This is a genomic window from Aeromonas sp. NJAU223 (genome assembly GCF_051125555.1).
Classification (GTDB): Bacteria; Pseudomonadota; Gammaproteobacteria; order Enterobacterales; family Aeromonadaceae; genus Aeromonas; species Aeromonas veronii_G.
Map to the genome: position 1 here is coordinate 3,874,646 of NZ_CP144204.1, position 12,944 is coordinate 3,887,589.

Annotated in this window: 14 protein-coding genes; 3 read left to right on the plus strand and 11 right to left on the minus strand. The window is 59.5% G+C overall.

The genetic code is table 11. From position 1 onward, the window contains the following. Positions 1-71: 71 nt before the first annotated feature. Positions 72-1,634 carry a murein biosynthesis integral membrane protein MurJ gene (murJ, locus tag VZC39_RS17685; RefSeq protein WP_434664242.1) on the minus strand — a complete coding sequence of 521 codons (1,563 nt, stop codon included), beginning with the start codon at positions 1,632-1,634 and terminating at the stop codon, positions 72-74. A gap of 191 nt (positions 1,635-1,825) precedes the next feature. Here murJ and rpsT point away from each other — a divergent pair, with 191 nt between their 5' ends. Further along, a complete protein-coding gene (gene rpsT, locus VZC39_RS17690) occupies positions 1,826-2,089 on the plus strand; it encodes a 30S ribosomal protein S20 (RefSeq protein WP_005308808.1) in 264 nt (87 codons plus the stop codon). A gap of 49 nt (positions 2,090-2,138) precedes the next feature. On the opposite strand, the gene VZC39_RS17695 is transcribed toward rpsT, so the two are convergent. From VZC39_RS17695 to rppH, 8 genes are all read right to left on the minus strand, one after another. Beyond that, positions 2,139-2,441: an ArsR/SmtB family transcription factor gene (locus VZC39_RS17695; RefSeq protein ID WP_434664250.1), complete on the minus strand. Its 303-nt coding sequence runs from the start codon at positions 2,439-2,441 to the stop codon at positions 2,139-2,141. A 43-nt stretch (positions 2,442-2,484) separates the two neighbouring features. Beyond that, a complete protein-coding gene (nhaR, locus tag VZC39_RS17700; protein ID WP_349919663.1) occupies positions 2,485-3,417 on the minus strand; it encodes a transcriptional activator NhaR in 933 nt (310 codons plus the stop codon). Next, positions 3,404-3,808 (minus strand): hypothetical protein, encoded by a 405-nt coding sequence (locus VZC39_RS17705; protein ID WP_434664252.1) that lies wholly within the window; start codon positions 3,806-3,808, stop codon positions 3,404-3,406. The genes nhaR and VZC39_RS17705 overlap by 14 nt, the downstream gene beginning before the upstream one ends. Continuing rightward, positions 3,805-4,995 carry a Na+/H+ antiporter NhaA gene (gene nhaA / locus VZC39_RS17710; RefSeq protein WP_434664254.1) on the minus strand — a complete coding sequence of 397 codons (1,191 nt, stop codon included), beginning with the start codon at positions 4,993-4,995 and terminating at the stop codon, positions 3,805-3,807. Before nhaA ends, VZC39_RS17705 begins: the two co-directional genes overlap by 4 nt. 276 nt (positions 4,996-5,271) lie before the next feature. Further along, a complete protein-coding gene (gene thyA, locus VZC39_RS17715) occupies positions 5,272-6,066 on the minus strand; it encodes a thymidylate synthase (protein WP_349919666.1) in 795 nt (264 codons plus the stop codon). Positions 6,067-6,157: 91 nt separating this feature from the next. Beyond that, positions 6,158-6,994 (minus strand): prolipoprotein diacylglyceryl transferase, encoded by an 837-nt coding sequence (gene lgt / locus VZC39_RS17720; RefSeq protein WP_434664257.1) that lies wholly within the window; start codon positions 6,992-6,994, stop codon positions 6,158-6,160. A 67-nt stretch (positions 6,995-7,061) separates the two neighbouring features. Continuing rightward, entirely contained in the window at positions 7,062-9,341 is a 2,280-nt protein-coding gene (gene ptsP, locus VZC39_RS17725) for a phosphoenolpyruvate--protein phosphotransferase (protein WP_349919669.1), read from the minus strand. Between the two features lie 13 nt (positions 9,342-9,354). Then, complete coding sequence (rppH, locus tag VZC39_RS17730; RefSeq protein ID WP_349919671.1) at positions 9,355-9,882, minus strand: RNA pyrophosphohydrolase; 528 nt, start codon at positions 9,880-9,882, stop codon at positions 9,355-9,357. Positions 9,883-10,615: 733 nt separating this feature from the next. On the opposite strand from rppH, the gene mutH reads away from it, so the two are divergent. Both mutH and VZC39_RS17740 read left to right on the plus strand, forming a co-directional pair. Further along, positions 10,616-11,290 carry a DNA mismatch repair endonuclease MutH gene (mutH, locus tag VZC39_RS17735; protein ID WP_349919672.1) on the plus strand — a complete coding sequence of 225 codons (675 nt, stop codon included), beginning with the start codon at positions 10,616-10,618 and terminating at the stop codon, positions 11,288-11,290. A gap of 83 nt (positions 11,291-11,373) precedes the next feature. Then, positions 11,374-11,703 carry an isoamylase early set domain-containing protein gene (locus tag VZC39_RS17740; RefSeq protein WP_349919673.1) on the plus strand — a complete coding sequence of 110 codons (330 nt, stop codon included), beginning with the start codon at positions 11,374-11,376 and terminating at the stop codon, positions 11,701-11,703. 105 nt (positions 11,704-11,808) lie between these two features. Here the strand turns inward: VZC39_RS17740 and rplS are convergent, their stop codons facing one another. Both rplS and trmD read right to left on the minus strand, forming a co-directional pair. Continuing rightward, a complete protein-coding gene (gene rplS / locus VZC39_RS17745) occupies positions 11,809-12,156 on the minus strand; it encodes a 50S ribosomal protein L19 (RefSeq protein ID WP_005313505.1) in 348 nt (115 codons plus the stop codon). 35 nt (positions 12,157-12,191) lie between these two features. Next, positions 12,192-12,938, minus strand: coding sequence for a tRNA (guanosine(37)-N1)-methyltransferase TrmD (gene trmD / locus VZC39_RS17750; protein WP_434664267.1), 747 nt, complete (start codon positions 12,936-12,938; stop codon positions 12,192-12,194). Between the last annotated feature and the right edge of the window lie 6 nt (positions 12,939-12,944).

The window sequence follows — 12,944 nt, forward strand, 5'->3', positions numbered from 1 at the left end:
ATTTCAGCAGCCAGGAGGCCATCACCCCGCCATCCGCCAGGTTTGGCCTGATACAAGACACCTGAAGAGTCCTACTGCTTATCCGACTTCAGGTGCCTTGGTCGAATGCCGAGCGCCAACAGCACGATGCCGTAGAGGCCACCGCCTGCGCAGAGCAACAGGGTCAGCTCCAGGCTGGCCTTGCCCATGCTCCAGGCCCCCCACTGGGCGAGATCCGGTGACAGGTAGGCGAGCAGCCCGCCCATCAGCAGGGTCGCAGCCAGCAGTTTGAGGCAGAACACTCCGGTCTGGCGGGAAGGGCGATAGACGTTCTGGACATAGAGCCCCTTGAACAGCAGAGCCGCATTCAGGGTGCCGGAGCAGGCGGTGGCGAGCGCCAGCCCCACGTAGCCGAGGGGATAGATGAAGATGAGGTTGCACACCATGTTCGCCACCATGGCCATGATACCGATGCGCACCGGGGTCCTGGTGTCCTGGCGGGCGTAGTAACCGGGGGCCAGCACCTTGATCAGCATCAGGGAGAGCAACCCGGTGGTAGAGGCCAGCAGGCTGGCACTCGACATGCTCACTTCGTGCAGACCGAACTCCCCGCGCATGAACAGCACCCGCAAGATGGGCTCGCGCAGCACGGCGATCCCCACCATGGCGGGCAGGCCGAGCAGCATCACCATGCGTACCCCCCAGTCCATGGTGCGGGAGAAGTCCACCGGATCCGCATCCACGTGCTTCCTGGCGAGCGCCGGCAGGATCACCGTGCTGATGGCCACAGCGAACAGGCCGAGGGGAAACTCCAGTAGTCTGTCCGAGTAATAGAGGTAGCTGATGGCGCCGGTTGCCAGGAAGGAGGCGAGCATGGTGTTGATCAGCAGGTTGATCTGGCTGACCGAGACACCAAACAGCGCCGGGATCATCAGGGTGCGGATCTTGACCACCCCAGGGTGGTTCCAACCCCACTTGGGCCACACCAGCATGTTGATCTGGCGCAGGAAGGGGTACTGGAACAGGAACTGCACCAGGCCGCCGAGGAAGACACCGATGGCGAGCGAGATCTCCGGACGCTCCATCAAGGGGGCAATCCACCAGGCGGCCGCAATCATGGTGATGTTGAGAAACACCGGCGTGAACGAGGAGACGGCAAAGCGACCGAAGGTGTTGAGAATGGCCCCCGCCATGGCGGTGAAGGTGATGAACCAGAGATAGGGGAAGGTGATCTTGAGCATCAGGCTCGCGAGTTCGAACTTCTCCGCCGCCGGTCCGCCGTGCAGCCAGTCCCAGAACCAGCCCCAGCCAAACAGGGCCGTCAGCACCCCGGAGCCCAGCACCCCGAGCAGGGTCACTATAGTGACAATGCCGCCGAGTGTCCCCGCGACCGCGGCCAGCAACTCGCGCACAGCCTGCTCGTCACCGTTTTTCTTGTACTCCGTCATCACCGGCACAAAGGCCTGATTGAAAGCCCCTTCGGCAAACAGCCGACGCAAGAAGTTGGGAATGCGATTGGCGAAGAAGAAGACGTCTGCGGCAACCCCGGCACCGAGCAGATTGGCGATGACCACGTCACGCACCAAGCCCATCACACGGGACGCCAGCGTCATTCCGGACACTATCATGCCGGATTTGATCAATTTCTTACTCAAGACGAGGCCTCTGGAACTGTCGGAAAGAAAAGAATGCTGGTAGAATCGGCCGACAGTTTAACCGTCTCCCATCTGACACACCACCGGGGGGCGGTGTTTATTTGCACAAATCATTTGACAATATGTGGTTGGGAAGGCATATTTCCGGGCCTTTTCAATACACTCGCTAAGACAGTTTTAGGAGTTTTACCTTGGCTAACATCAAATCTGCTAAGAAGCGTGCTCTTCAGTCAGAGAAACGTCGTCAGCACAACGCCAGCCGTCGTTCCATGACCCGTACCTACCTGAAGAAAGTGATCGCTGCCATCGCCTCTGGCGACAAGGCTGCCGCCACTGCCGCTTTCGCTGTTGCTCAGCCGATCATGGATCGTATGGCGACCAAAGGCCTGATCCACAAGAACAAAGCTGCTCGTCACAAGAGCCGCCTGTCTGCCCAGATCAAAGCTATGGCTTAATCAGCTTCGGCTGCATAAAGCTAAAAAAACCGGCCTTATGGCCGGTTTTTTATTTGGGCTCGCTGCAATACAACTCGTGCAACAAGCCGATCAGCGCACGCACCTCGTGACTGCGCAGAGAGTAATAGACCGTCTGGGCCGCCTTTCGTGTCACCACCAGCTCGTCGCGCCGCAGCACCGCCAGATGCTGTGACAGGGCCGACTGGCTCAGTCCGAGCCGCTCGTTCAACTCCCCCACCGACAGTTCCCGCTCCAGCAGCTGACACAGAATGAACAGACGCCGCTCATTGGCCAGCGCCTTGAGCAGGGCCACCGCACGACCGGCATTCGCCGCCATCGCCTCCAGTTGCATTCCGGCCTCTCCCTTCACGGCCTGCCTATGCTCTTGCGCCATGTCAGAACGACAGGCTCGCCGGCTGGATGGTGGAAAGATTCTCTTCTCCGGCAAACAGGAAGGAGAAATCACTCTCGCACACCCGTTTGACAGCAGGATGCTGGATCATCCGCTCGGCAAAGATGACGTAATACTCCTCCATCAGATCCTGGGTCTCCCCCAGCAGTATCACCTCCTCCCCCTCCAGGATCTCCTCCCGATAGATGGTCGGCGCCATGAAGATGCCCTGGTTGAAGAAGCCGAACGCCTTCATCAGGGCCGCGTCATCGAACTCACCCAGGATGCTGGGGGAGATCCCCTGCTGCTCGAACCACTGGGTCAGCTGGCGGCCCATGGCGGTACGCCGGCCCGGGATGAGCAACTTGCGCTCCTCCAGACAGGCGGGGAAGCCTTTCTCCGGCAGGGGAGCCTTGCAGAAGAAGCTGACCCCGCAGCCACCGAGGCGCTTGGAGAGCAGCCCCGCGTGCTGGCTGGAGTCCACCGGGCAGTCGGAGAGGATCATGTCGAGCTTGTGCTCACTCAGCTGTTCCAGCAGCAATTCGTGGGTCGATTCGAAGCAGCGCAGGTGGATGGAGCCATCGTTCGGGATGACGGAGAGCAGCACCCGGCTGGCGAGTCGTTTGGAGAGGGCGTCGGCGATGCCGACGTCGAACAGGATCTGGCTCTCCTTGCGGTAGTTGACGATATCCAGCATCTCGTAGGAGAGGCTGAACATCTTGTCGGCGTAGCGAAAGACCAGCTGGCCCAGCTCGGTGGCCTCGAGGGAGCGGCCCTTGCGGATCAGTAGCTTGCCGCCGAGACGCTGCTCCAGCAGCTTGATCTGGCCGGTGACGGTCTGGGGGGTAAGAAAAAGGGCTTCCGCCGCTTGTGTGACGGAGCCCTTCTTCTGTGTCATCCAAAAATAATAGAGATGGTTGTAGTTAAGGTGTGACATCCGATGGGGTTCCCGCGGCAGGCGGGCTCCGGTAGCAGCTGAGTTCAACTGCCAGAATGTCATACATGTCGCTGACCGAGTCAACCTTGTTCGCGCCAAACTGCCGCTGCAGGCTGAGCTTGAGGGCCGCCGGGCTCGGCATCCGCTCACCGCAATAGCGCTTGTTGGACTTCTTGACCCTCTCCCCGGCCCGGCTGCTCAGGGCCCGCTCGCTGAAAGTCTCGCCAAACTGGGCCTTGGCCTGCTTGTCCCCCAGCATCAGGGCGCTGTCGACCACTCCGTTCAGATAGGCCGAACAGCTGGCTGATGCGGCATCCTGCTGACAATCCGCCAGACTGCTTGCCCAGAGCGCCGGGCTCACCAGCAGGGCCAACCATCCTGTTTTTTTCATAACCCCTCCGTGCTCTGATCCGCCTCCCGATTGGGAAGGGATATCCGCAGGGCGAGATAGCCGACCACGGCCGCCAGGGTGGACCCGACCAGGATCCCGAGGCGAGAGAAGCTACCGTAGTCCAATCCGCCATGCTCGAATGCCAGCGATGCGATAAACATCGACATGGTGAAGCCAATGCCGCACAAGATGCTGACAGCAAAGATTTGTTTGAAATTAACCCCGCTTGGCAACTGGGCAACCCCCAGTTTCACCGCCAGCCAGCTGATGGTGAAGATCCCGAGCGGCTTGCCGACGAACAGCCCCAGCATGATGCCGAGCGGCACCGGGCTCAGCAGGGAGGAGAGTCCAATCCCGTCGAGCGACACCCCGGCGTTGGCAAAGGCAAACAGCGGCAGGATGAGATAGGCGCTCCAGGGATGCAGCGCGTGCTCCAGATGCTTGAGGGGAGAGGCGTAGCGCTTGCCGCTGAGCGGGATCATGAAGCCCACGATGACACCCGCCAGGGTCGCATGGACGCCGGACTTGAGCACGGCTACCCAGAGCACCAGACCGACCAGCATGTAGAGTGCGATCCTGTCTTCCCCACGCCGGTTCATCCACAGCAGGGTCAGGGTCGCCAGGACACCGACCGCCAGCGCGCCCAGGGAGAGCTGCTGGGTGTAGAAGAGGGCGATGATGATGATGACGCCGAGGTCATCCATGATGGCCAGCGCCAGCAGGAACACCTTGAGGCTGGTCGGCACCCGCTTGCCAAGCAGCGCCATCACCCCGAGGGCGAAGGCGATGTCGGTGGCCGCCGGGATGGCCCAGCCGGCGCGGGTCACTTCATCGTGGTAGTTGAAGAAGGCGTAGATGAGCGCAGGAGCCAGCATGCCCCCCACGGCGGCAATGGCCGGGAAGGTCGCCTGCACCCGGGAAGAGAGCGCCCCCTCCATCAGCTCCCGCTTGACCTCGAGGCCAACCAGCAGGAAGAAGAGCGCCATGAAGCCGTCGTTGATCCAGAGCAGCAGCGGCTTGTCGATGTCGAGCGCCGCGATGCGCACCTGCACCGGCGTATTGAGGAAACTCTGGTAATACTCCGCCAACCCTGAGTTGGCCAGGGCGATGGCCAGCAGTGCGGCCAGGATCAGGATGATGCCGGAGGCAGACTCCAGCTTGAGAAAGCGCTTGAATACATCACTCATGGTCTGACTATCCATTATTTTGCATTTTTTTCAGTCTAGAGCCGGCACGGTATAATGAAAAATCGTTTCTAATTGCCACAAACAACGGGAAAACCGAAGGCAAAGCCTCCATTGTCTGCTATAAGCACCCCTTTATTCCCTTTTCATCCTCCGTCATCATTCAATTTTTCGCATAAATATATTGATAACGACACAATAAAAAAGGCGCCGTCAGGCGCCTTTCAGGTCGATGCGATTCCACCGGGGATGACGCCATCCGGGCGCCTTCATCCAGGATCAGATGGCCACGGGAGCCTTGATGCCGGGATGGGGGTCGTAACCCAGGATCTCGAAATCCTCGAAGCGATAGTCGAAGATCGAAGCCGGTTTGCGCTTGATCGCCAGGGTCGGCAACGGACGCGGTTCGCGGCTGAGTTGCAGTGCAGTCTGCTCCATGTGATTGGAATAAAGATGCACATCCCCCCCGGTCCAGACGAAGTCCCCCACCTCGAGATCGCACTGCTGGGCCATCATGTGGGTCAGCAAGGCATAGCTCGCGATGTTGAACGGCAGACCGAGGAAGACGTCACAGCTGCGCTGGTAGAGCTGGCAGGAGAGCTTGCCGTCCGCCACGTAGAACTGGAAGAAGGCGTGGCAGGGGGCCAGGGCCATCTTGTCCAGCTCTCCCACGTTCCAGGCGGAGACGATGATCCGGCGGGAATCCGGATTGTGCTTGATGTCGTCCACCGCCTTCTGGATCTGGTCGATGACAGTGCCATCGGCCGCCGGCCAGGAGCGCCACTGGGCGCCGTAGACCGGGCCCAGATCGCCGTGCTCGTCGGCCCACTCATCCCAGATGCTGACGCCGTGCTCCTTGAGGTAGGCGGTGTTGGTGTCACCGTTCAGGAACCAGAGCAGCTCGTGGATGATGGATCTCAGGTGGCACTTCTTGGTGGTGACCAGAGGGAAGCCCTCGGCCAGATTGAAGCGCATCTGGTGACCGAACAGGGAAACGGTGCCGGTGCCGGTGCGATCGGACTTGACCGTCCCCTCGTCCAGGATCTTCTGCATCAGGTCGAGATAGGCTCTCATTGCGTTGCCTCCTTCCGGCTATCACCATTCATTTTCGCTACCCAGCAAACATCTGGCAGCACAATACTCTTAAACCGACTCAGGGAGAGGATCACTGCTTGGCCTCCCGGACCCCGTCGCTCCCCTTGCCGAACAGCTGTGGCCGCTTGTAGGCGACCCAGATCATCAGGGCGCCGATGATGATCATCGGGGTGGAGAGGATCTGGCCCATGCTGATCTCCTGGAAGTAGAGGCCGAGCTGGCTGTCCGGCTGGCGTACGAACTCCACCAGGAAGCGGAACAGGCCGTAACACAGCAGGAACATGCCGGAGATGGCGCCACGGGGCGGGTTCTTGCGCCAGAACAGGTTGAGGATGATGAAGAGCACCACCCCTTCCAGGGCAAACTGGTAGAGCTGGGACGGGTGGCGCGGCTCGGGGCCCGCCTCCGGGAAGATGATGGCCCAGGGCACATCGGTGACCCGGCCCCAGAGTTCGCCGTTCATGAAGTTGCCGATGCGGCCCACCCCCAGTCCGAACGGGATCAGGGGTGCCACGAAGTCGGCCACGGTGAAGAAGTGACGCTTCGTCTTGTGGGCAAACCAGATCATGGCGGTGATGACCCCGATGAGGCCGCCGTGGAACGACATGCCGCCGGTCCAGATCTTGAACAGGTAGGTGGGATCGGCGAGGAAGAGATCGAAGTTGTAGAACAGCACGTAACCGATGCGCCCCCCCAGGATCACCCCGAGGAAGCCGTAAAACAGCAGATCAGAGACCTCGTTGCGAGTCCAGCCACTGTTCGGCGTATCGGCGCGGCGACCTGCCAGCCACATGGCGAAGGCGAAGCCGAACAGGTACATGAGCCCATACCAGCGTACCGACAACGGCCCCAAACTGAATGCTACGGGATCAATCTGCGAGAAAACCCAATATCCGTCGTGCTGCATAGTGCGGCCTCAATCATAAGAAAAGCCGCATTCTCCGATCATTTGTCAGATGTAACAAGATTGAATATCAATCGGGCAGCTTGGCCTTGTGGCCGGCCCGCAGCAGACCGCCCAGGCCATGCTCTTCCAGATAGCGGGCAAACAGGCCACGCAGCACGTGGGGATTGTCGTGTTTGAGGCCATCGCTCATCAGGGCCGTGAGCTCGTCGAGGTGGGACTGGCGCAGCACGTACTTGATGCGGGAGATGTTGTGGGTGTTCATGCTGAAGCGCCGATACCCCATGGCCAGCAGCAGGAGCACGCCGACCGGATCCCCGGCCAGCTCGCCACACACCGAGACCGGCTTCTGATAGCGGTGGGAAGCATCCACCAGGAGCTGCAGGGCGCGGATCACCGCAGGGTGGAAGGCGTCGTAGATGCTGGCAACCCGGGCGTTGTTGCGATCCACCGCCAGCAGGTATTGGGTCAGATCGTTGCTGCCCACCGACCAGAAGTCGATGAGGGGGGCCATCTCCGGCAGTATGTAAAGGGCGGAAGGCACCTCGATCATCACCCCGAGGCTGGGGTAGCGAATGAGGGCATTGCGGGTGGCGGCCTCTTCGGAGACCTCGCGCCAGGCTTGGTCCAGCAGTCGACGGGAGGCGCGGATCTCGCCGACGCTGCTGATCATCGGCAGCATGATGGCCAGGTTGTCCAGCCCCTCGCTCGCTCGCAGCATGGCCTTGAGCTGGACCAGGAACAGCTCGGGGTGATCCAGGGTGAGCCGGATCCCCCGCCAGCCAAGGAAGGGATTTTCCTCCACGATGGGGAAGTAGGGCAGTTGTTTGTCCCCCCCTACGTCCAGGGTACGCATGCAGACCGGTCTGTCCCGGTAGGTCTCCAGGATGCCGCGATAGCGGGCGGTCTGCTCCCACTCCGAGGGGAAGCTCTCCTGCAGCATGAAGGGGATCTCGGTGCGATAGAGCCCGACCCCGTCCGCCAGATGGTTGAGGGAGATCTCGGTATCCGCACTCAACCCCGCGTTGAGCAGCAGGGAGACCGGGGTACCGTCAGCGGTCTCGGAAGGCTGGGTGTCGACGCTGCGCACCAGGGTATCGAGGGCCTGCTCCTCGCTCAGCAACTGCCGGTACTCGGTCAGGATCACCTGATTGGGTTCGATGAAGAGATCGCCGCTGTAGCCGTCCACCACCAGGGTACGGCCCCCGATGTCGCCGAGCGGCAGATCCACCCCCATGATAGCGGCAACCCCCATGGCTCTGGCCAGAATGGCCGCGTGGGAGTTGGTGCCCCCTTTCAGCGACACCACGCCGCTCAGGAACTCCCGCGGTATCTCGGCGAGTATGGTGGCGGTCACCTCGTCGGCGACCAGCACCACGGGCTCCCCTATGGTGAGTTGTTCGGGCTCGTCCTGTACCAGCCGGCTGATGAGGCGCAGGGCGATATCCTTCACATCGGCGGCGCGCTCGCGCAGGTAGGGGTCCTTCATCCCCTTGAACTGTTCGATCAACCGGTCACTGATGAGCTTGACCGCCGAGATGGCTGTCCAGTGCTCCTTGCCGACCTTGTTGCGAATGGGTTTGATGTAGCCGGGATCGTCCAGCAGGTGCAGATAGATGTCGAAGATGGCGACCGAGTCCTGGCTGTAGCTCTCGCGAAAGCGCAGGGCCAGGCTCTCCAGATCGTGGCGCACCTCCTCGATGGCAAGTTCGAGACGCGCCAGCTGCTTGCCATGATCCTCATCCTTGCGGGGGGTAATGGAGTTCAGCGCCTTGCGCGGGCGCCACACCCAGGCCTTGGCGATGGCGATGCCGCTCGCGCCGGCAATGCCGCGCAGGGGTTTGCTCCAGTCGGTCTTCTGCAACCAGCCCTTGGCCTGGGCCTGGGCGATGCGCGCCGCCAGCTGGGCCGCCAGGGTGACCATGAAGGACTCTTCCCCCTCATCGAACAGGCGGCTCTCTTTTTGCTGTACGACCAGCACCCCCACCACCTGGCGCTGATGCATGATGGGGGCACCGAGGAAGGAGCGAAACGCCTCTTCAGCCACATCGGGCAGGAATTTGAAACTGGGGTGGGAGGGGGCATCCGCCAGGTTGATCAGCTCCTCGCGCTGACCCACCAGACCGACGATCCCCTGCTCGAATGGCAGGGTGGCCTTGCCCACCGCCGACTCGGCCAGGCCATCGGTCGCCGCCAGCCGGTAGCGCCGCATCTCGGGCTCGGCCACATAGACGGAGCAGCAGTTCACCGTCATGGCGAGCCGGGTCTGGCTCACCAATGCCTGCAAGGCCTGCTCGAGGGTATTGGCCTCGGCCATGCTTTCGACGATGCGTCTGAGTTCCGTCAGCAACTAGCTGTGCTCCTTAACGAGAGCGGTTACGCCGCCCATCCTTTCGATTAACCTGCACCACCGGCACCGGCATGGCCAGCGGGGCAAACTCTTTCATCACCCGGCGGTAGACCTCCCGCTTGAAGGAGACGACCTGACGCACCGGGTACCAGAAGCTGACCCAGCGCCAATCATCAAACTCCGGATGGCCATGACAGCCAAACTGGATCCTGGACTCCTTGCCCGGGTTCAACTGCAACAAAAACCACTTCTGCTTTTGGCCAATACAGACCGGTGAACTGTCCCAGCGAACGAGTCGTTTGGGTAAGCGGTACTTCAGCCAGTTGCGGCTGGTCGCCAAGATGGTCACATCGTCAGATTTGAGGCCTATCTCCTCATACAGCTCACGATACATGGCCTGTTCCGGCGATTCACCATCATCAACCCCCCCCTGCGGAAACTGCCAGGAGTGCTGCCCATAGCGCTTAGCCCACAAAACTTGTCCGTCACGGTTACAGATCACGATGCCGACATTGGGACGAAATCCGTCGCCATCTATCACGTGATCACCATATAAAGGCTGAATCTATAAAGGGATTGTTCCACATTCACCCCGTGGCGGCAAACAGGGACTGTCATCTTCCATTCATGAATAACTTGCCATTTCAAGCCAAGTTATAAACAAATTTATGGCGACACCCCATCGAGTTGCCCACCCAGACTGTGCATAAACCTGTGATCAAGCAGGTATATACAGTAGTTTTATCTCAGGGCATTCAAGCAGCCATTATCATAACCCAATCTCACGAAAACAAAATATCCATTTAAATACATATAGTTAATATTTAAGTGCTGGATCAAGATCCATGACTTTTGAGGTCGAGGATCCTCATCGGTATTTGTGAACAAGTCCCGCTGTTCAAAGATCCACCACGGCTGATTTATCCACAAGACTGGCGCATAATCTGCTCCAATATGGCGGGTAAAATCGGCGGGTTCTCACATTAATTTCTATCCGAGACCCAAGATTGATCCCTTTACGCCAGTTATCCAAGATTTCTGTGGATAACTATGTGCAACAGCCAGTCCAAACCCTTGGACAACTCGTTTTACGCAGGATCCTGTCCGGCGCATATCTAGAAAAAAACATCAAAACCCTTTAAAATCATCAGCATAAATATAATTTCGCTGCCGTCGCCCCCCTGTGCATAGACCACCCGGGATCGGTTATAAAAACAGCGATCCACACGCAGGATCCGGCTTGGTAGAATCAAAGCCACAGACGAGGAGCCCAGATGCCCAACAATCCGCAGTCAGAACAGGAGCTGCTGACCCGTGCCTATGCCATGGCGGGCCTGCCGCTGGCTCAGCTCGCGGCCAGTGCCGGGATCCCGGTGCCACGGGATCTGCGCCGTGACAAGGGCTGGGTCGGTCAGTTGATCGAGTGGCAGCTGGGCGCCAGTGCCGGCAGCAAGCCGGAGCAGGATTTCCCGGATCTCGGCATAGAGCTCAAGACGATCCCGGTGGATCCGGCGGGCAAGCCACTCGAAACCACCTTCGTCTGCGTGGCCCCCCTCATCGGGGTCAGCGGCCAGCGCTGGGAGGAGTCGAACGTGCGCAACAAGCTGTCACGGGTGCTCTGGATCCCGGTGGAAGGCAGTCGCGAGATCCCCATCGGCGAGCGCCGGATCGGCATGCCGCTGCTGTGGAGCCCGAGCGTGGAGGAAGACGACCTGCTGCGTCAGGACTGGGAAGAGCTGATGGACATGATAGTGCTGGGGGAAGTGGAGCAGATCAGCGCCCGCCACGGCCAGGTCATGCAACTGCGCCCCAAGGCGGCCAACAACAAGGCCCTGACCCGTGCCATCGGCCGTAACGGCCAGCCGATCCAGACCCTGCCACGGGGTTTCTACCTCAAGATAGCTTTCACCCATGGCCTGCTGCAGCGCCATTTCGCTCTGCCCATTTGACCCTGACTATCAACATTCCTGTCATAAGCTGGTATAAAAACAACCAGCAGCACTTTCTTCGCAGTCAATGACAAGGAGGCGTTATGCCGATCAACAAGCAGTTTCTCAAGTCCCGTCCCGAGGTCAAGGTGACCTTCGCTGTGGAAAAAGAGGCCGCCGGCGAGGCGGAGCAGATCTGGTTGCTTGGGGAGTTCAGCCAGTGGCAACCCATTGAATTAAAAAGGATGAAGAGCGGGGAGTTCAAGACCACCCTCAACCTTCCTACCGATGGCCCCAGCCATTTCGAGTTCTGCTATCAACTGGTGCAGCCGGATGGGGAGACCCTTTACGACAATGACTGGGCAGCGGATGACTATGTGCCCGGTCCCTTCGGGCGGGACAACTCGGTAATACGGGTCGCTCAACCGGCTTGAAACCGGGGCTGCCGCATCGCGGATACAAAAAAGGCTCGCCATTGGCGAGCCTTTTCACTACCTGTCGAGCTATTCGTCGACATACCGACACCAATTCGAATCGAATTAGTTGAGCTTCTCTTTGATACGAGCAGCTTTGCCGGACAGGTTGCGCAGGTAGTACAGTTTGGCGCGGCGAACATCACCACGACGCTTCAGTTCTACACTGTGGATCAGCGGAGAGTGAGTCTGGAATACACGCTCAACACCTTCGCCGTTGGAGATCTTGCGAACGGTGAAAGCAGAGTGCAGACCGCGGTTACGCTTGGCAATCACGATGCCTTCGAAAGCCTGCAGACGCTCTTTACCACCTTCTTTAACACGAACTTGAACACGTACGGTGTCGCCCTGGGCAAAAGCCGGGATGTCGGTACGCAGTTGCTCTTGTTCAAGCTGCTGAATAATCTTGCTCATTGTCTTTCCTTACCTAGGATAAACTGAAAACTCTACTAAACGCTGTCACGCACTTCGCGGACATACTCGGCAAGAAGTGATTCTTGCTCGTCAGTCAGAGCTAGGTTGTTAATAAGTTCCGGCCTTCTCTGCCAGGTTCGTCCGAGCGATTGCTTGAGCCGCCAGCGTCGAATCACTTCGTGATTGCCGCTTGTCAGCGCCTCGGGCACCGCCAATCCATCCAACAACTCCGGCCGAGTGTAGTGGGGATGATCCAGCAGTCCATCCGTGAAGGAGTCCTGCTCGGCACTGGCCTGATCGCCCAAAACCCCGGGGACCAGACGCGAAACCGCATCGATCAGGGTCATGGCAGGCAGTTCGCCACCACTTAACACGTAATCCCCGATAGACCACTCTTCGTCGACTTCGGTTTGTATCACGCGTTCATCGATACCTTCGTATCGACCGGCGACCAGAATCAGCTTTTGATTCGTCGCCAACTCGGTTACGCCCGCTTGAGTCAGCTTGCGTCCCTGAGGAGAGAGATAGATGACTTTCGCCCCGTCTCCCGCCGCTTGCTTGGCCGCATGAATCGCATCACGCAGCGGCTGAACCATCATTAACATGCCGGGCCCACCACCATAAGGACGATCATCGACCGTACGGTGTTTGTCGTGGGTGAAGTCCCGGGGGTTCCAGCACTCAATCTGCAGCAGGCCACTCTTGACGGCCCGACCCGTTACCCCGTGCTCGGTAATGGCTCGGAACATTTCCGGGAAGAGGCTAATCACCCCAATCCACATAAGAAA